Source organism: Streptomyces tibetensis (assembly GCF_007655005.1).
GTDB classification, from domain to species: domain Bacteria; phylum Actinomycetota; class Actinomycetes; order Streptomycetales; family Streptomycetaceae; genus Streptomyces; species Streptomyces tibetensis.
Map to the genome: position 1 here is coordinate 155,648 of NZ_SZVW01000002.1, position 18,277 is coordinate 173,924.

15 protein-coding genes and 3 pseudogenes are annotated in these 18,277 nt (G+C 71.3%); 8 read left to right on the plus strand and 10 right to left on the minus strand.

Annotated elements, in window-relative coordinates:
* Nucleotides 1-1,557: a Re/Si-specific NAD(P)(+) transhydrogenase subunit alpha gene (locus FDO69_RS03190; protein ID WP_104778054.1), complete on the minus strand. Its 1,557-nt coding sequence runs from the start codon at nucleotides 1,555-1,557 to the stop codon at nucleotides 1-3.
* Nucleotides 1,558-1,856: 299 nt separating this feature from the next.
* On the opposite strand from FDO69_RS03190, the gene FDO69_RS03195 reads away from it, so the two are divergent.
* The 3 genes from FDO69_RS03195 to FDO69_RS03205 all read left to right on the plus strand — a co-directional run bounded on the left by FDO69_RS03195 (nucleotide 1,857) and on the right by FDO69_RS03205 (nucleotide 4,962).
* The gene (locus FDO69_RS03195; protein WP_104778477.1) at nucleotides 1,857-3,386 is read left to right on the plus strand and encodes an MFS transporter; all 1,530 of its coding nucleotides are present in this window, start codon (nucleotides 1,857-1,859) and stop codon (nucleotides 3,384-3,386) included.
* A 225-nt stretch (nucleotides 3,387-3,611) separates the two neighbouring features.
* Nucleotides 3,612-4,538 carry a polysaccharide pyruvyl transferase family protein gene (locus tag FDO69_RS03200; protein WP_104778055.1) on the plus strand — a complete coding sequence of 309 codons (927 nt, stop codon included), beginning with the start codon at nucleotides 3,612-3,614 and terminating at the stop codon, nucleotides 4,536-4,538.
* A gap of 103 nt (nucleotides 4,539-4,641) precedes the next feature.
* Nucleotides 4,642-4,962: a DUF3040 domain-containing protein gene (locus tag FDO69_RS03205; RefSeq protein ID WP_104778056.1), complete on the plus strand. Its 321-nt coding sequence runs from the start codon at nucleotides 4,642-4,644 to the stop codon at nucleotides 4,960-4,962.
* A 15-nt stretch (nucleotides 4,963-4,977) separates the two neighbouring features.
* Here FDO69_RS03205 and FDO69_RS03210 read toward each other — a convergent pair whose 3' ends face one another.
* From FDO69_RS03210 to FDO69_RS03225, 4 genes and pseudogenes are all read right to left on the minus strand, one after another.
* Entirely contained in the window at nucleotides 4,978-5,955 is a 978-nt protein-coding gene (locus tag FDO69_RS03210; protein ID WP_104778057.1) for a glycosyltransferase family 9 protein, read from the minus strand.
* 276 nt (nucleotides 5,956-6,231) lie between these two features.
* On the minus strand, nucleotides 6,232-6,813 hold the full coding sequence (locus tag FDO69_RS03215; protein ID WP_104778058.1) for an HAD family hydrolase: 582 nt from the start codon (nucleotides 6,811-6,813) through the stop codon (nucleotides 6,232-6,234).
* Complete coding sequence (locus FDO69_RS03220) at nucleotides 6,810-7,811, minus strand: glycosyltransferase family 2 protein (RefSeq protein WP_104778059.1); 1,002 nt, start codon at nucleotides 7,809-7,811, stop codon at nucleotides 6,810-6,812. Before FDO69_RS03220 ends, FDO69_RS03215 begins: the two co-directional genes overlap by 4 nt.
* A 175-nt stretch (nucleotides 7,812-7,986) precedes the next feature.
* A pseudogene (locus FDO69_RS03225) lies at nucleotides 7,987-8,456 on the minus strand (hypothetical protein).
* A 514-nt stretch (nucleotides 8,457-8,970) separates the two neighbouring features.
* On the opposite strand from FDO69_RS03225, the gene FDO69_RS03230 reads away from it, so the two are divergent.
* The 5 genes and pseudogenes from FDO69_RS03230 (at nucleotide 8,971) to FDO69_RS03250 (ending at nucleotide 11,446) form a co-directional block, all read left to right on the plus strand.
* Nucleotides 8,971-9,384, plus strand: coding sequence for a lipocalin-like domain-containing protein (locus FDO69_RS03230; protein ID WP_159030587.1), 414 nt, complete (start codon nucleotides 8,971-8,973; stop codon nucleotides 9,382-9,384).
* Complete coding sequence (locus FDO69_RS03235; protein ID WP_104778061.1) at nucleotides 9,381-10,343, plus strand: ACP S-malonyltransferase; 963 nt, start codon at nucleotides 9,381-9,383, stop codon at nucleotides 10,341-10,343. The genes FDO69_RS03230 and FDO69_RS03235 overlap by 4 nt, the downstream gene beginning before the upstream one ends.
* Before the next feature lie 210 nt (nucleotides 10,344-10,553).
* Nucleotides 10,554-10,709, plus strand: a pseudogene (locus FDO69_RS03240) (IS5/IS1182 family transposase); the annotation flags it as partial.
* Between the two features lie 82 nt (nucleotides 10,710-10,791).
* Nucleotides 10,792-10,977 (plus strand): annotated as a pseudogene (locus FDO69_RS03245) (polysaccharide deacetylase family protein); the annotation flags it as partial.
* A 28-nt stretch (nucleotides 10,978-11,005) separates the two neighbouring features.
* Nucleotides 11,006-11,446, plus strand: a complete 441-nt coding sequence (locus FDO69_RS03250) for an Immediate-early protein 2 (protein WP_104778062.1) — start codon at nucleotides 11,006-11,008, stop codon at nucleotides 11,444-11,446.
* 33 nt (nucleotides 11,447-11,479) lie between these two features.
* Here FDO69_RS03250 and FDO69_RS03255 read toward each other — a convergent pair whose 3' ends face one another.
* The 5 genes from FDO69_RS03255 to FDO69_RS03275 all read right to left on the minus strand — a co-directional run bounded on the left by FDO69_RS03255 (nucleotide 11,480) and on the right by FDO69_RS03275 (nucleotide 18,192).
* A complete protein-coding gene (locus FDO69_RS03255; protein WP_104778063.1) occupies nucleotides 11,480-12,631 on the minus strand; it encodes an XdhC family protein in 1,152 nt (383 codons plus the stop codon).
* Nucleotides 12,632-12,671: 40 nt separating this feature from the next.
* The gene (locus tag FDO69_RS03260; RefSeq protein WP_104778064.1) at nucleotides 12,672-14,129 is read right to left on the minus strand and encodes an NCS2 family permease; all 1,458 of its coding nucleotides are present in this window, start codon (nucleotides 14,127-14,129) and stop codon (nucleotides 12,672-12,674) included.
* Between the two features lie 201 nt (nucleotides 14,130-14,330).
* Nucleotides 14,331-16,718, minus strand: coding sequence for a xanthine dehydrogenase family protein molybdopterin-binding subunit (locus FDO69_RS03265; RefSeq protein WP_104778065.1), 2,388 nt, complete (start codon nucleotides 16,716-16,718; stop codon nucleotides 14,331-14,333).
* 2 nt (nucleotides 16,719-16,720) lie between these two features.
* Nucleotides 16,721-17,302, minus strand: a complete 582-nt coding sequence (locus FDO69_RS03270) for a (2Fe-2S)-binding protein (RefSeq protein ID WP_104778066.1) — start codon at nucleotides 17,300-17,302, stop codon at nucleotides 16,721-16,723.
* Nucleotides 17,302-18,192, minus strand: coding sequence for an FAD binding domain-containing protein (locus FDO69_RS03275; RefSeq protein ID WP_104778067.1), 891 nt, complete (start codon nucleotides 18,190-18,192; stop codon nucleotides 17,302-17,304). Before FDO69_RS03275 ends, FDO69_RS03270 begins: the two co-directional genes overlap by 1 nt.
* Nucleotides 18,193-18,277 lie beyond the last annotated feature (85 nt).

The following is an 18,277-nucleotide window of genomic DNA, read 5'->3' on the forward strand; positions in this document are numbered from 1 at the left end:
TCAGCCCTTCGAGAACATGCCGAGCATGCGGCGGGTGACGGCGAATCCGCCGAAGATGTTGATGCTCGCCAGCAGGATCGCGGCGAACGACAGCACGGTGACGGCGGTGTCGCCCTGCCCGATCTGCAGCAGCGCGCCGACCACGACGATGCCGGAGATGGCGTTGGTGACCGACATCAGCGGGGTGTGCAGTGCGTGGTGCACGTTGCCGATGACGTAGAAGCCGATGACGATCGCCAGGACGAACACCGTGAAGTGGCCGAGGAGTTCGCTCGGGGAGAAGGCCGTCACCAGGAACAGCGCGAGGGCTCCGGCACCGACGAGGGCGTAGGAGGACCAGGCCGGGCGGGCGGGCTTGGCCGGTTGCTCGGCGGGGGCCGGTTCCGGCTCCTTCGCCCCGCCCGCGGCGGGGGCGGCGGACACCTGGACCGGGGGCGGCGGCCAGGTCTTCTCCCCCTCGCGGACCACGGTCATCGACCGCTGCACCACGTCGTCGAAGTCGAGGACGAGCCGGCCGTCCTTGCCCGGGGTGAGCAGCTTCATCAGGTTGACGATGTTCGTGCCGTACAACTGCGAGGCCTGGGCGGGGAGCCGGCCGGGCAGGTCGGTGTAGCCGATGATCGTCACGTCGTTGTCGGTGACGACCGCCTTGCCGGCGACCGTGCCCTCGACGTTGCCGCCCTGGACGGCCGCCATGTCGACGATCACGCTGCCGGGCTTCATGCGCGCCACGTCCTCGGCGGTGATCAGCCTCGGCGCGGGACGGCCCGGGATGAGCGCGGTGGTGATGATGATGTCGACGTCGGCGGCCTGCTCGGCGTAGAGCTCGGCGGCGAGCCGGTTGTAGTCGTCCGAGGTGGCCTTGGCGTAGCCGTCGGTGCTCACCTCCTGCTGGGCGCCCACGGCGAGGAACTCCCCGCCCAGGGAGCGCACCTGCTCGGCGACCTCGGGACGCGGGTCGGTGGCGCGGACCACGGCGCCGAGGCTGCGGGCCGCGCCGACCGCGGCGAGCCCGGCCACTCCGGCCCCGGCCACCAGCACCTTGGCGGGCGGTACCTTGCCGGCGGCGGTGACCTGCCCGGTGAAGAAGCGGCCGAAGGCGTGCGCGGCCTCGACCACGGCCCGGTATCCGGCGATGTTCGCCATCGAGCTGAGGACGTCCAGCGACTGGGCGCGCGAGATGCGCGGTACGGCGTCCATGGCGAGCACGGTGATCGGACGCCGTGCCAGTTCCTCGACCAGGTCCGGGTTGAGGGCGGGGCTGACCAGCGCGATCAGCGTCGCCCCGTCGCGCAGCCGGCCGATCTCCTCGGTCGAGGGGGCGTTGACCTTCAGCACGATCTCCGTCTGCCACGGGTCGCCGAGCCGGGCTCCCGCCTCCTCGTATGCCGCGTCGGAGAAGCGGGACGAGGCTCCCGCCCCCGGTTCGACCGTGACGTCGTACCCGAGCGCGACGAGTCTCCCCACGGTGGCCGGCGTGGCCGCCACCCTGGTCTCGCCCGCAGTGGATTCGGACGGTATGCCGATCCCCTGGGGTTGCGGTTCCGCTGGGACCATCGTCTGCCTCTCCCGTCGTTCGACTGTCTGTCCTCCTTGGTGCCCGCATCCTGCACGTTCGACGCGGCATCCGTGGCGGACCACGGTCACATGGCCGAGGAGGTCGTCCTCACACCGCCGAGGGGTTGCCGGAGAGCGCATCTCGCGGTATCAGCGTGACTGCCGGTGCTGCTGAGCCATGTGATGCGACACGCCACGGCCGGGCGCAGACTGAAGGCGTGAGCAGCACGCGCCCGGGGCGCGGCGAGGCCGCGGCCCCCTCCCCCTCCGCACCGCATCAGACTCTCGCGCTGGCGGCGATGATGTTCGCCGTCGCCATGACGTTCATCGATCAGACCATCGTGTCGATCGCTGCCCCGGACATCGTCCGAGAACTGGGTCTGTCGTCCTCCGGCATGCAGTGGGTGGTCAACGCCTATCTGCTGGCCCTCGCGGCGTTCTTCGCCCTCGGCGGCCGTCTCGCGGACCTCTACGGGCCGCGCCGGGTCGTCGTGATCGGCACGGTGGTGTTCGTCGTCTCGTCGGTGCTGTGCGGGTGTGTTCCCGAGGGCGGCGCCGCACAGACCTGGCTGATCGTCTTCCGCGCCACCCAGGGACTCGGGGCGGCGCTGATGTTCCCGGCGGCCCTGGCCGTGGTGGTCGCGGTGTTCCCGGTCGAGCGGCGCGGACGCGCCCTCGCGCTCTTCTTCGGGGTCACCGGCGCGCTGACCGCGATCGGCCCGCTGCTGGGCGGCTGGCTGACGAACTGGACGTGGCGCGCCGTGTTCTGGGTGAACGTGCCCGTGGCGATCGTGGCGCTGCTCCTCACGGCCCTGGCCCACATCTCCGACCGCCGCAGGTCCGGCACCCTGGACGTCCCGGGCGCCGTCCTGATCGCGGCCGGCATGGGACTGAGCGTCCTCGGCTTCCAGCAGGCCTGGTCGTGGGGCTGGGACAGCTGGGCGACCTGGGTGTGCATCGGGGGCGGCCTGGCGATTCTCGCCGGGTTCGTCCGCTTCGAGCGGCGGGTGGAGCATCCGCTGATCGACCTGCGGGTCTTCCGGGACAAGGCGTTCACCGTGGACGCGGCGGTGCTGTTCTTCTCGATGCTCGCCTTCGTGCCGCTGTTCTTCTTCACCTCCGTGTACGCGCAGGTGTCGTTGAGTGCCTCGCCGAACCAGGCGGCCCTGTTCCTGCTGTACTTCTTCGTCGGGTTCGCCATCGCCTCGCAGTGGGGTGGCCGGATCCTCGACAAGAAGGGCGCCCGCCCGGCCCTGAAGCTGGGCACGGCCGTGGGCTGTGTCGGCTTCGCCCTGTGGGCGGGCAAGCTCACCGACCTGTCCATGCACGACCAGTGGCCCTACGCGGCCCTGGCGGGGGCCGGTATCGGCTTCGTCCTGGCGCCTGCCTCCACGGACGCCGTCAACCGGTCCATCGGGGCGTCGTACGGCGAGGTCACCGGCATCACCCAGACCGTGCGCAACTACGCGGCGAGCGTGGGACTGGCCGTCTACGGCACGATCCTGACCCACGTCACGACCGACAAGGTGGTGGGCACCCTGACGTCCAACGGCATGTCCGCCGGGGACGCGAACACCGTGGCCCGCGACATCACGGAGTCGATCACCGGCAGCGGCGACTCCCAGCCGCCCACCGGCACCGGCCCCGCCGCCGAGGCGACCCGGGAGTCGATGTCCGCGATCCGCATGGACTTCGCCGAGGCGAACCAGTGGGTGTTCTACGGCATGGCCATCGCTCTGGGTATCGGCTTCCTGTGCGCCCTGCGGCACCCGGGCGGCAAGGTGGACGCGAACGCGAAGGTGGAGGAACCGGTGGCGCGGGCCCGCTGACGCCGTCCGCCGGGATGCGAACAGTTCGTCCGCGCACCGCTGGAGTCGGCCGAACAGGTCGTCGAGGCGGCCGCGGCCTGCCCTGCCCTGCCCTTGGAACTGATGGGCGATGCCCTGCCCTGCCGTTGGTGCTGTTCGGCGACTGAGTGCTCCACTCCCCGTGACGGCACGGTATATGCGAGTAATGCCCTGAATGTCTTGCTCGTGGGCGGGCACTCAGGGCATGTGCACACACAACAGGCCAAGCGACCGCGCAGGGTGCTGCTCACCGGATGGTTCAGCTTCCAGGACCGGGAGGCGACCGCCGGGGACGTGCTGGCCCTGCGCCGGGTGGAGGACGTGCTGCGGGGGACGGGCATCCCCTACGACGTCGCCTGGAGCCCCCGCTTCCGTCCGGAGGCGTTGCATCTGGACCGGCTGTGGCCCGAGGACTACACCCATCTCGTGTTCGTGTGCGGCCCGCTGCACGGGCCGCAGGTGGAGGAGCTGCACCGGCGGTTCGCGCACTGTGTGCGGATCGCCGTCGGCACCTCGGTGATCGACCCCGGCAGCTCGGCCGTGACCGGCTTCCACCGGGTGCTGCCCCGGGACGGACCGGACAGCGAGCCGGTGGAGGACCTCGCGGCCCGCGCCCCGGACGTGCCGGCGCGGCCCGTGGTCGGGGTGATCCTCGCGCACGGGCAGCACGAGTACGGGCAGTTGCGGCGGCACGGGCAGGTCGCCGAGGAGGTCACGCGCTGGCTGGCCACGAAGGACTGCGGCAGGCTGGAGCTGGAGACCCGGCTGGACGCGCACGACTGGCATCTGAGTGCGACGCCCGCGCAACTGCAGTCCGTGCTGGCCCGGCTGGACCTGGTCGTCACCGACCGGCTGCACGGCCTGGTGATCGCGCTGCGGGTGGGCACGCCGGTGCTGGCCGTCGACCCGGTCGCGGGCGGCGCCAAGCTGACCGCGCAGGCCCGTGCGTGCGGCTGGCCCGCGCTGGTGCCCGCCGAGCAACTGGACGTGCGGCAGTTGGACCGCTGGTGGGACTGGTGCCTGACCGGCGGCCGGGTGACCGCGCGGCAGATCCGCGACGGGTTCCGCGAGGGCACCGTGCCGGACAGCGCGGACCGGCTCGTCGAAGCCCTGGCGCGGCCGGTGCCCGGTTAGCTCGGCGGCCCCTCGGGGCACACGCTTGTACGTCCCCCGCTGTACTTCCCCCGCCGCACGTCCCCCTGAGGAGAGACGGTCCGGCCGCCCGGAAGGAGTAAGCGTGTCCATCGGCCGACTTCCCGAGAATGAGCAGCGCATCCTCGACGAGATGGAACGGGCCCTGCGCCGCGACCGTCGCCTCGACCGCAAGCTGCGTACCCATCGAGTGAGCCGCCGCCCCGACCCCACCCGTGTCCTGGCCCGTCTGGCCGCCTACCGCCCTCGCGTCTGGACCGTGGCGGTCCTGTTCGCGATGTCGACGGGGCTGATGGTCGCCGGGATCGTCACCTCCGATCCGGGGGTGATATGGGCGTTCGCCGCGATATGGCCCCTGACGATGTTCGCCGGGTTCCGGCTGATGTGCCGGTGGTGCGGGAGCTGAGCGCGGCACGATCCACTACGTCCGCTGCGCGCCGGGCAGTTCACCGACGGCGCGCAGCACGTCGTCGGCGGTGATGCGCAGGAGCGCCGGGTCGGGGCGGCGACCGTGCGGATCGCCCTCCGGGCCGTACCACAGGGCACGGTGGCGCGGGTCGGACGGCGGGCCCCAGCGGCTCGGCGCGACCGGGCCGAACAGGGTGACGGAGCGCGCGCCGTGGGCGACCGCGAGGTGGGCGATACCGGTGTCGCCGCTGATCACGGCGTAGGCACCGGCGACCAGTGCGGACAGCAGTTCGAACGGGAGGCCGCCGCCGAACACATCGGTGTCCGGCAGGCCGGCCTCCTTGGCGAGCCGGGCCACCAGGTCGCTCTCGGCCGCCCCGCCGGTCACCACGACCCGCAGGCCCCGGGCGCGCAGTTCGGCCGCGACGGTCGCGTACCGCTCGACGGGCCAGCAGCGCGCGGGCGACCCGGCGCCGGGATGCAGGACGACCGCGCCGGGCGCCGGCGACGCGACCTCCGGACGGGGCAGCAGCAGATCGCCCGGGTCGGCCTCTATGCCGTGGGCCCGCAGCAGCCGGCACCAGCGGTCGCGTTCGTGCTCCTCCGGGTACCAGGGCGGGCCCTCGATGCCGGGCAGGTCCGGGTGGGCGAAGGCGAGGAGCTTCAGCGGGCACAGGCTCAGCAGCAGCCGGTGACTGGGCGGGCCGTTGCCGTGCAGGTCGACGGCGACGTCCGGGGGCGGACCGGTCCAGTGGAGTGTGCGCGGGACGGCCCGGCCGGGGGCACTCGCGGGCAGCAGCCGGTCCACGGCCCCCGTGGCGTCCGCGACCGGCGCGAGCTCGGCGGGCGCTGCCAGCACGAGTTCGTACTCCGGGTGGGCCCGCCGCAGCGCGCGCAGCGCGGGGACGCCGGCGAGGAGGTCCCCGAGTCCGAGGGCGCGCAGGACGAGGAGGCGGGGGCGTACGGGCTGCGCTGTCCGGTCCGGGGTCATGCCAGCAGCCTGCCCCGCGGACCCCGCGTCCGCCGCCGCAGGCACGCCCATCGGGTGCCGTACGGCACCTCTGTGGCCGACCCGGCGAGAGCGGCGATTCTGCGGCACCGGCCGCCGCAGAGGCTCGCCGGGCGTGAGCCGACGGTCACGCCCGGCGGCACGACACCTGACGCCCCGGACGCCCGCCGAGGGTGGGGCGGGCCGTCGCGGGTGGCCGTCAGACATGGGCCTCGGCTTCTCGATGTGGCATCGGCCGTCCACGGCGCGCCCGCCCGGTCACGGACCCGTCGTGAACGCCTGCTGGATGGGGCGTTCGTCGGCGAGGACGCGGCCCTTCGGCGGTTCGTCCAGTACCGCGCGGACGGCGGTGAGCAGGTCCGGGGCGACGTGGTCGGCCCGGGCGGTCTCCTCGGGGCGGGTGTGCCCGTTCGGGACGAGGATGCCGTGGGCGCCCGCCCGGCGCGCGGCTTCGGCGTCCGCGGCGGTGGAGCCGATGACGACGAGCTCGGCGGGCCCGGTGCAGATCCGTCCGCCCGCCCACAGCAGCATGCCGGGCTGTGGCCTGCGGCAGTGGCAGCCGTCGTCGGGGCCGTGCGGGCAGACGGCGAACACGTCGAAGGGGCCGAGGAGTTCGTCGACGCGGCGATGGACGCGGCGGACGTCGGCGTCGGTCAGCAGCCCGCCCGCGACGCCCGGCTGGTCGGTGACGACACCGGTGCGGATGCCGCGCTCCCGAAGCAGCGCGAGCGCCTCGCGTGCGCCCTCCGCGGGGCGTACGCGGTCGGGGTCGGCGTTGTTCGGGACGTCCTCGACGAGCGTGCCGTCGCGGTGGAACAGCACGGCCTTCACCGGGCTCACGGGGTGGCCTCCTCCTGCCAGGCGGGGGTGTGACGGTGGCGCCAGGCACCTGCCAGCCGGTGCCAGGTCGCGGTGGGCGGGATGAGCACGCTGGTCGCCAGCATCGTCGTGACCTCGTGGCGGGTGCGCGGGCCGGGGACGATACGGGCGCGGGCGAACTCCGCCGTGCCGGCCGCCCAGCCGAGCGCGCAGGCCGTGGCGGCCCGGCCGTGCCCGGTGGCGGCGAGGGCGCAGGCGGCCACGCCCGCGGTCGTGATGGCCGCGTGGGTGCGGATCCGGCCGCGCGGCGCGACGGCCTTGTCCCACCAGTCGGGGCCGTGCAGATGCCGCATGAGGGCGTCGTCGGCGTTGCCGCGCTGCTGGCGCACGGACGCCCAGCGGGAGGCGGAGTGCACGGGGTGGCGGGCGGTGCGGCGGCCCTGCCGGATGCGCCGGCCCGAGTCGAGGACCCGCAGCGCGAGGTCGGCGTCCTCGCGAAAGGCGCGCCGGAAGCGCTCGTCGAAGCCGCCGACCTGCTTGAGGACCTCCGTGCGGTAGGCCATGTCGGCGGTGACCCAGTGGGCCCGGACGAGTCCCGCGGTGCCGCGTTCCCAGTCGGTGGGGCGGCGCTCACCGGGCAGCGGCACGGCGAGGACGCCCTGGACGCCGGCGGTGTCGGGGGACGCCCCGGCGAGGTCTCCGGCCAACTGCTCGCACCAGCGGGCTCCGACCTGCACGTCGTCGTCGAGGAACACGGTCCACGGCGTACTCACGGCGCGCAGCCCGGTGTTGCGGGCGGCGGCGGGCCCACGACCGCCGCCGCCCAGCACGGTGGTCCGCTCCCGCAGGTCGCCGAGGACGCTCAACGGGTGCTGCAGCGGCCCGGGTTCGGGGTCGCTCCGGTCGTCGACCAGGACGATCTCCTCGGGGCGCGGCCCGGTCGCGGCGGCGAGCGCGGCGAGACAGTCGGCGAGGGTGTCCGGCACGAGGGTGGGGATCACGACGGCGTACGAGGTCATACAGGCACTCCTCCCTCCGACGGCGTGCGCGGACTGCCGTGCTGGCGAGTGCCGCGGTACGGCTCCCCTCAAACACGAGGTCAGGCCGTCAGGGGACACTTCGGCGACTATAAACCGCCCGTATACACGCGATACATAATCCCGCCATGCCTTCTCTGACCAAGAATGAGCTTCTTCAGCGTTGCCGCTCCAGGGTGAGGATGGCCTTGGCGATTGACGTCATGCGGTTTGGACTGCACCGGGATCTGCGGAAAATCTGCCAGGACTTCAGGCGGGCGACGCCGCGTTCGACGGGTGCCCGTGCCGCAGACAGGGCCGCAGATGCGGATGATCCGGTGGGTGCGGGCCGCGGTCAGGTCGTGGGCCCGGCATGGCCGGTGAGAGCCACAGCAGCCGGCCGCCCGGATCGGTGACCACCTGCACGTCCACCCCGTAGCGGCGGTGCTTGTGGGAATAGTCCGCGCGTCCGTCACCGACTCGGTAGCAATCTTCGCCAAGGTGATGTGTTCGCGCAGGTACACCAGCGCCACCATCGCACGCTGCGACGGGCGAAGCTTGCAGCGCCGGTCGCCCTCACGGGTGACGACCAGCATCGTCACCCACCAGCGCATGCGGCAGGTCGAGTGCGGCAGGATAGATGACCAACGAGGCCCCCGAGCAACGTGATTGAGACGTCAGACATCTCGATCAACGTTCGGGGGCCTCGCTCGTTGCGCGTCATGAACGGCACCTCCTCGGCGGCCAGCTCGAAGAAACTCACCGATCGCCGAGATCTGGCACAACGACTACACGCGACCACACGTCCTACGCTCAGTGATCGCCTTCGATCACTGCCCCCTTGGAATCGTTCATCTAGTAGCGGATCCCTGCTACAATTGCGCCCGCCGCTGAGTGCTTCTGTGGCCTTCTGGGGGAATTCGTTCGACAGCGCGGCCCGATGGACCGCAGCACCGTACGCAGCGGAGATCTTCTCGTTTCTGCAGCCTTCTGCAGCACCAGTGCCTCACAGACGCCAGGCACGCGGACGACTGACCCCACTTGAGACCCAGCAAAGACGTCGGCGACCACACCTTCGGGGCGTAGACGGACCGTGTCCGATCGTGAGGGTGGAACTCCCATGCCGACATGTCAGGATTGTTGCGAAGAAAGGGAAGCAGCCATGGATACGCTGACCAGGATTGAGGTCGGTAGCGTCATCGGTGCGTGGCAACTGGAGTCGTTCACGTCGACCGATGTCCACGGGGCCATTGCTCATCCGTTGGGGACCGATGTCCAGGGCATGCTCATCTACACGTCGGATGGTCACGTCTCGGCCCAACTCGCCGGCCAGGACGGCTACATCGGCTATGCCGGTACCTACCAGTGGCTCGGTGACAGCGTGATTCACCGTTCGATGGTCGGCAGCCCCACTGAGTTCAGCGGCGCTGAACTGCCTCGCACGGCTCGCCTGGAGTTAGGCCGTCTCAGCCTCGCCACGCTCCCCGCCGACGGCTACCCGGTCCTTACCGCGACCTGGCAGCGCGCCACCCCGGCGCCCGTCCTTCCGGGTGCGGGAAACGGTGACAGACGATGATGCCGCACCCGTCCGATATGCCGCGCGGTGGCGTGGTCTTCCTGTTTCCGGGACAGGGCATCTCCCCTTGCGGCGCCCTGGCAAGCCTGTACGACGACGACCTCGGAGTGCCTCCCGCGGCCCGGAAGGAGGCCGACCGGATCCTTGATGAGGTCGACGAGGTGGCATCGACGCAGGGATACGGACCGGTTCGTGACGTGCTGCTGGCCGACCGTTGCCCCCAGGATGCGCCGCCGCTTCCCTATGGCACCTCGCAGTTGGCCCATTTCGCGGCCTCCGTCGCCACGGCCCATGCCCTCGCCGCCACGGGAATTACCCCAGACCTGATCGTGGGCCACAGCCTCGGCGAATTCTCGGCCTTCGTGACCGCCGGAGCGTTCACTGTCGCAGAAGGAGCTCACCTCGTATGCGCATTGAATGACGCCTACCGACCCGTCATCGGCGAGGGCGAAATGGTCCTGATCCTGGGCGAGGCGGGGGGCACCCAGGCCATGCTCGCCGACCTCGGCCGCGAAGACCTGGAGATAGCCTGTGTCAACTCTCCGAAGGAGACGATTGTCAGCGGCCCCCGAGCCGCTATAGCCGCCCTTCGCACCCTGGGTGACACTCGTCGGCTGTTCGCACTTGACGTCCCCTATGCGGCCCACCACCCCAGCCTCCAGGACATCCACGGCCGCTTCCTCGACAACGCCAAGGGCCTACGCCAGCGACCGCTGAGCGTCGCGGTGCACTCTCCCGTCCAGCGCCGCCCCTGCAGCGACGCTGACGACTTCCTCCTGGCCCTCGCCGATCTCATCACCAAACCCGTGTACTTCGCCGAGACCGTGAGCCGCTTGGCGCCGGTTGACCAACGGCTGTTCATCGAGCTCGGAGCAGGTGACACCCTCAGCCGCTGCGTGCGCGCAACTCTGCGGGGCGCCCGCACCGTCGTCCCCCTTGCGCCTCCGAAGAAGAGGTAGACCGAGGCCGGGAGAGGCTCCGATGGCTGTGTCGGTTCTGAGGGAGTCGTTTCGGCGTGACTTCGGGAGTCGTTCGGTGGCGAGCATCAAGATCGGTGAGTTTCTTCGAGCTGGCCGCCGATGAGGTGCCGTTCATGACGCGCAACGAGCGAGGCCCCCGAACGTTGTTCGAGATGTCTGACGTCTCAATCACGTTGCTCGGGGGCCTCGTTGGTCATCTATCCTGCCGCACTCGACCTGCCGCATGCGCTGGTGGAGTGGGTGACGATGCTGGTCGTCACCCGTGAGGGTGACGGGCGCTGCAAGCTTCGCCCGTCGCAGCGTGCGATGGTGGCGCTGGTGTACCTGCGCGAACACATCACCCTGGGAGCGGCAACGCTGAAGAAGCTCAATGATGAAGAAAACGGGGACCGCGTTCGAACCGCCGGAACACTCGCGGCGACCGCCGCCCTCACTGGTACGGAGCATGGCCGACGAGGACCACGAAGTGGCCAGCCACACCGGGAACCACAAAATACTGACCCGGCTCGAACCCGAGATCATCGACGCCTTGAAGGAACGCGGCTACGTCTTCGTGACGGTGCCCCAGTTGCCGGCACCGGGAAGGGCGGAGCCGGGCGAGGTGTGCCGGTGAGGCCCCGCGCGTTCCCTACGATCGTGCCGTGGCGAACTTCCTGCTCGAACGCACGGCCCCGCTCCCCCTCGACGAGGCGTGGCGGCGGATCACCCGGTGGCAACGGCACGGTGACACGGTGCCGCTGACGGTGGTCAGGGCCGTACCGCACGAGCCGACACGCGAGGGCACCCTCGTCGTGGCCCGCTCGGGCGTGGGGCCGCTGGTCTTCGACGACCCGATGGAGGTCACCGTGTGGCAGCCGCCCGAGGGCGGGGCGGCGGGGATGTGCCGGCTGGAGAAGCGGGGCCGGGTGGTGCTGGGGTGGGCCGAACTCGAGGTGCGGCCCGGGCCGGGGGGCCGTACGCGGGTGATCTGGCGGGAGGAGATCCGGGTCCGGTTCCTGCCGTCGCTCTTCGACGGCGCGGTGGGGCGCTCCTCCCGGTACGTGTTCGGGCGGGCCCTGAACCATCTGCTCCGACAGCCCTGACGCACCGGCCGCGCGGCCTCCCCGGCCGGTGCGTCAGGCCACCGACCCGATCCGCCCGACGGTGCCCGGGTCCGGCTCGTGGTGGATCGGCGTGTGCGCCCCGGTCAGGGAGACCCCGCTGCCGCCACGCCGTCCGGCGACGATCTCCGACGCGATCGACAGAGCCGTCTCCTCGGGCGTACGGGCCCCGAGGTCCAGGCCGATCGGCGAGTGCAGCCGGCTCAACTCCAGTTCGGTGACGCCGACTTCCCGCAGCCGGGCGTTGCGGTCGAGGTGGGTGCGCCGGGAGCCCATGGCGCCGACGTACGCCACCGGCAGGCGCAGTGCCAGCTTCAGCAGGGGCACGTCGAACTTGGCGTCGTGGGTCAGCACGCACAGGACCGTCCGGGCGTCGACCTCCGTGCCCTCCAGGTAGCGGTGGGGCCAGTCGACCACGATCTCGTCGGCCTCGGGGAAGCGCGTGCGGGTGGCGAAGACGGGGCGCGCGTCGCACACCGTGACGTGGTAGCCGAGGAACTTGCCCATGCGGACCAGGGCGGAGGCGAAGTCGATGGCGCCGAAGACGATCATGCGGGGTGCGGGGACCGAGGACTCGACCAGGACCGTGAGCGGGGCCCCGCAGCGTGAGCCCTGCTCGCCGATCTCCAGGGTGCCGGTGCGGCCGGCGTCCAGGAAGGCACCGGCCTCGGCCGCGACCGTGCGGTCCAGTTCCGGATGGGCGCCGAAGCCGCCCTCGTGGGAACCGTCGGGACGGACCACCAGGGCCCGGCCCGTCAGTTCGCGCGGACCCGACACGATCCGCGCCACCGCCGCCGCCTCCCCTTCGGCGGCGGCGGTGAGTGCGGCCCTGACCACCGGGCGGACCGGATCGGCGGCCCGTACCGGGGTGACCAGGATGTCGATGACGCCGCCGCAGGTCAGGCCCACGGCGAAGGCGTCGTCGTCGCTGTACCCGAAGCGCTCCAGGACGGTTTCGCCGTCCCGCAGCGCCTGCTCGCACAGTTCGTAGACCGCGCCCTCCACGCAGCCGCCGGAGACCGAGCCGATCGCCGTGCCCTCGGTGTCCACCGCGAGCGCGGCGCCGGGTTGGCGGGGCGCGCTGCCGCCGACGGCCACCACGGTGGCGACGGCGAAGTCACGGCCCTGCTCGACCCACCGGTTCAACTCCTCGGCGATGTCCAGCATCTGTCTCGGTCTCCTTGAGGTCGCGGAAGGGGGCGGGCCGTCAGTGGACGCCCAGCCGGCTCTCGATCGGATTGAGGGCGAAGTACACGAGGAACACCGCCGTGAGGATCCACATGAAGGCGCCGATCTCACGCCACTTGCCCTGGGCGGTCTTGATGGCGACGTAGGAGATGACGCCCGCGGCGACACCGGTGGTGATGGTGTACGTGAACGGCATCAGCACGACCGTGAGGAACACCGGGACGGCGGTGGCCCGGTCGGCCCAGTCCACGTGCCGGGCGTTCATCAGCATCATGGCGCCGATGACGACGAGGGCGGCGGACGCGACCTCCTGCGGCACGATCGCCGTGAGCGGGGTGAAGAACAGGCAGGCCGCGAAGAACAGGCCCGTCACCACGGAGGCCAGGCCGGTGCGGGCGCCCTCGCCGACGCCCGTGGCCGACTCGATGAACACCGTCTGGCCGGAACCGCCGGACACGCCTCCGATCGCGCCGCCGGCCCCGTCGATGAACAGCGCCTTGGACAGGCCCGGCATGCGGCCCTTGTCGTCGGCGAGCTTCGCCTCGGTGCCCACGCCGATGATGGTGGCCATCGCGTCGAAGAACCCGGCGAGCACCAGCGTGAAGACGATCATGCCGACCGTCATCGCGCCGACCTCGCCCCAACCCCCGAACCGCACGTCCCCGAAGAGCGAGAAGTCGGGCATGGAGACGGCGCTGCCGTGCAGTTCCGGTGCGCCGCCCGCCCACTGCCTGGGGTCGATGACGCCGGCGGCGTTCAGGATCGCCGCGACGACCGTGCCACTCAGGATGCCGATGAGGATGGCACCCGGGATGTTCCGGGCCTGGAGCATGAAGATCAGCAGCAGGGTTCCGGCGAACAGCAGCACGGGCCAGCCGGCCAGTTCGCCCGCCGGGCCGAGCGCGAGGGGCGTGGCCTTGCCCTGGTGCACGAAGCCGGACTTGTAGAAACCGATGAGGGCGATGAACAGGCCGATGCCCATGGTGATGCCGTGCTTGAGCGCGAGCGGGATCGCGTTCATGATCATCTCGCGCAGGCCGGTGACGACGAGCAGCATGATGACCACGCCGTACATCACGCACATGCCCATCGCCTGCGGCCAGGTCATCTGGGGGGCGACCTGGGAGGCGAGCACGCCGGAGACGGAGAGGCCGGCGGCGAGCGCGAGCGGCACCTTGCCGACGAAGCCCATCAGCAGGGTGGTGAAGGCCGCCGCGAACGCGGTCGCGGTGATCAGGGCCGGCTGGGCGAGCGTCGCCCCGGCCGCGTCCTTGCCGGACAGGATCAGCGGGTTGAGCAGGAGGATGTACGCCATCGCCATGAAGGTCGTGACGCCGCCGCGCACTTCACGGGCGACCGTGGACCCTCTGTGGGATATGTGGAAGTACCGGTCGAGCCAGGACCGCCCGGCCGGGACGCGGGTGCCTTCACCCGCGTCGTCGGCTGTGGTCCTCGGCTCTACTGACTGCTGGGTCATGTGGGCCTACTCCCAAGGTTCAAAGGGGCACCCGCGTCTTGCCTTGGCGCTTGCGGGATTTGGGAAGGTGCTGCGGCCGCACGACCCGGGGGACGGCCCGAGGCGAACGATGCGATCTTGCGGGGACCGCGAGCGGTGCGGTGCCCGGTACTCCGGGCGGCGCGGAGTGTGTGACGTTCCGTTGCGCCGCCCGGAGAGCTCTTACGCGGTGCCGGTCAGGTGCTCGGGGCGGACCGGCGTCCTGTTCAGCTCCAGACCGGTCGCCGCGCGGATCGCCGCGAGGACCGCAGGAGTCGACGACAGGGTGGGTGCCTCGCCGATGCCGCGCAGCCCGTACGGGGCGTGCTCGTCGGCGAGTTCGAGGACGTCGACCGGGATGGTCGGCGTGTCGAGGATGGTGGGGATCAGGTAGTCGGTGAAGGAGGGGTTCTTGACCTTCGCCGTCTTCGGGTCGACGACGATCTCCTCCATGACCGCCACGCCCAGTCCCTGCGTGGTGCCGCCCTGGATCTGGCCGAGCACCGACAGCGGATTGAGCGCCTTGCCGACGTCCTGGGCGCAGGCCAGTTCGATGACCTTGACCAGGCCGAGCTCGGTGTCGACCTCGACGACCGCCCGGTGCGCGGCGAAGGAGTACTGCACGTGCCCGTTGCCCTGGCCGGTGCGCAGGTCGAAGGGCTCGGTCGGCCGGTGCCGCCACTCCGCCTCGACCTCCACCGTCTCGCCCTCCAGCACGTCGGCCAGGTCGCCGAGGACCTCGCCGGCGTCGGTGACGACCTTGCCGCCCTCCAGGAGCAGTTCGGCCGTCGCCCAGGCGGGGTGGTAGGAGCCGAACTTGCGGCGCCCGATCTCCAGGACCTTCTCGCGGACCAGCTCGCAGGAGTTCTTCACCGCGCCGCCGGTGACGTACGTCTGCCGCGAGGCCGAGGTCGAACCGGCGCTGCCCACCTGGGTGTCGGCCGGGTGGATGGTCACCTGCGTGACGCCCAGCTCGGTGCGGGCGATCTGCGCGTGGACGGTGACGCCTCCCTGGCCGACCTCCGCCATGGCGGTGTGCACGGTGGCGACCGGCTCGCCGGCGACGACCTCCATGCGCACCTTGGCGGTGGAGTAGTCGTCGAACCCCTCGGAGAAGCCCACGTTCTTGATGCCCACCGCGTAGCCGACCCCGCGTACCACGCCCTCGCCGTGCGTGGTGTTGGACAGGCCGCCCGGCAGCTGCCGTACGTCGGCGCCCTCGCTGGACTCCCACTGGCGCTCCGGCGGCATCGGCATCGCCTTGACGCGGCGCAGCAGTTCGGCGACCGGGGCCGGGGAGTCGACGGGCTGCCCGGTCGGCAGGAGCGTGCCCTGCTCCATGGCGTTGAGCCGGCGGAACTCCACCGGGTCCATGCCGAGCTTCGCGGCGAGCTTGTCCATCTGCGCCTCGTAGGCGAAGCACGCCTGGACCGCGCCGAAGCCGCGCATCGCGCCGCAGGGCGGGTTGTTGGTGTAGAGGGCGATGGCCTCGATGTCCACGTCCTCGACCACGTACGGGCCGACGGACAGGGAGGAGGCGTTGCCGACGACGGCCGGGGAGGCGGAGGCGTAGGCGCCGCCGTCCAGGACGATCCGGCACTTCAGGTGGGTGAGCTTGCCGTCCTTGGTGGCCCCGTGCTCGTAGTACAGCTTCGCGGGGTGGCGGTGGACGTGCCCGAAGAACGACTCGAACCGGTTGTAGACGATCTTGACGGGCTTGCCGGTGCGCAGGGCCAGCAGGCAGGCGTGGATCTGCATCGACAGGTCCTCGCGGCCGCCGAACGCGCCGCCGACGCCGGACAGCGTCATCCGCACCTTGTCCTCGGGCAGGCCGAGCACGGGCGCCATCTGGCGCAGGTCGCTGTGCAGCCACTGGGTGGCGATGTACAGGTGGACGCCGCCGTCCTCCTCCGGCACGGCGAGTCCGGACTCGGGGCCGAGGAAGGCCTGGTCCTGCATGCCGAAGGTGTACTCGCCCGTGACGATCACGTCGGCCCGCTCGCGGGCCGCGGCGACGTCACCGCGGACGATCGGCTGGCGGTGGACGATGTTGGGGTGCGGGACGTGACCCGCGTGGTGGTCGTCGCGGTTCTCGTGGACGAGGAGCGCGTCCGGGGCGGTGGCGGAGGCCTCGTCGGTGATGACGGGCAGTTCGCGGTAGTCGACCTTGATCTTCGCGGCGGCCCGGCGCGCGGTCTCCGGGTGGTCGGCGGCGACGAGGGCGACCGGCTCGCCGTGGTGGCGGACCTTGCCGTGGGCGAGGACCGGGGTGTCCTGGATCTCCAGCCCGTAGTTCTTCACGTCGGTCGGCAGGTCGTCGTACGTCATGACGGCGTACACGCCCGGCGTGGCCAGGGCCTCGCTCGTGTCGATGGACACGATCTCGGCGTGCGCGACGGTCGAGCGGAGGATCTGCCCCCACAGCATGTCCTCGTGCCACATGTCGGACGAGTACGCGAACTCGCCGGTGACCTTGAGGGTGCCGTCGGGGCGGAGCGTGGACTCGCCGATGCCGCCCTTGGTCTGGGAGCCCTGGGTGATCTTCGTGGGGGTTCCGCTGGGGGAAGCCATGATCAGACCGCCTCTGACTGCCGGGCGGCCGCGAGGCGGACCGCGTCCATGATCTTCTCGTAGCCGGTGCAGCGGCACAGGTTGCCCGACAGGGCCTCGCGGATGTCCGCGTCGCTCGGGTTCGGGTTGCGCTCCAGCATCTCGTCGGCCGCGACCAGCAGACCGGGTGTGCAGAAGCCGCACTGCACCGCGCCGGCGTCGATGAACGCCTGTTGGATCGTGGACAGCTCGGTGCCCTCGCCGGTCTGCGAGTCGCTGCCCTTGGCGTCCCAGCCCTGGGCGTTCTGCGACGACGTACCGCAGGCGCCGGAGGCGCAGCCCCCCTCGGCGCGCTGCTTGGCGAAGTCGGCGAGCCCCTCGACGGTGACGACCTCGCGGCCCTCCACCTGCCCGGCGGCGACCAGGCACGAGCACACCGGCACGCCGTCCAGACGGACCGTGCACGAGCCGCACTCGCCCTGCTCGCAGGCGTTCTTCGAACCGGGCAGCCCGAGCCGCTCCCTCAGCACGTACAGCAGGGACTCGCCCTCCCACACGTCGTCGGCTTCCTGCGGACGGCCGTTGACCGTGAAGTTGACACGCATCACGCAGCTCCCTCGGTGAGGCGGCGGGCGCCGCGGTAGGACTCCCAGGTCCAGGTCAGCGTGCGGCGGGCCATGACGCCGACCGCGTGGCGGCGGTAGCTCGCGGTGCCCCGGACGTCGTCGATCGGGTTGCAGGCGGCGGAGCACAGGTTCGCGAACTGCTTGGCGACCGACGGGGTGATGATCTGCCCGTTGTCCCAGAAGCCGCCCTCCTCCAGCGCGGCGGTCAGGAATTCCTCGGCGGCCTTGGCCCGGACGGGTGTCGGGGCGGCCGAGCCGATCCCGGTCCGCACGGTCCGCGTCTCGGGATGCAGCGCGAGCCCGAAGGCGCACACGGCGATCACCATCGCGTTCCTGGTGCCCACCTTGGAGAACTGCTGCGGTCCGTCGGCCTTCTTCACGTGCACGGCGCGGATCAGCTCGTCGGCGGCCAGCGCGTTGCGCTTCACGCCCGTGTAGAACGCGTCGATCGGGATGCGGCGCGAGCCGCGCACCGACTCGACCTCCACCTCGGCGCCCGCGGCGAGCAGGGCGGGGTGGGCGTCACCGGCCGGGGAGGCGGTGCCGAGGTTGCCGCCGACGCCGCCGCGGTTGCGGATCTGCGGGGAGGCGACCGTGTGCGAGGCGAGGGCGAGACCCGGCAGCTCGGCGCGCAGGTTCTCCATGATCTTCGTGTACGGCACGGAGGCACCGAGCCGCACGCTCTCCTCGCCGACCTCCCACTCGCAGAGGTCGCCGATGCGGTTCAGGTCCAGAAGGTACTCGGGCCGGCGGTGGTCGAAGTTGATCTCGACCATTACGTCGGTGCCACCCGCAATCGGCACAGCGGTGGGGTGCTCGGCTTTCGCTGCGAGCGCCTCCTCCCAGCTGGCGGGGCGAAGGAAGTCCATGACCGGCTCTCTTCTTCGTCTTCTCGTGGGGCGTTCAGATTGAGCCAATCCGTGTGCGGCGGTCCCGGCTCGTTCATGTGCTGTT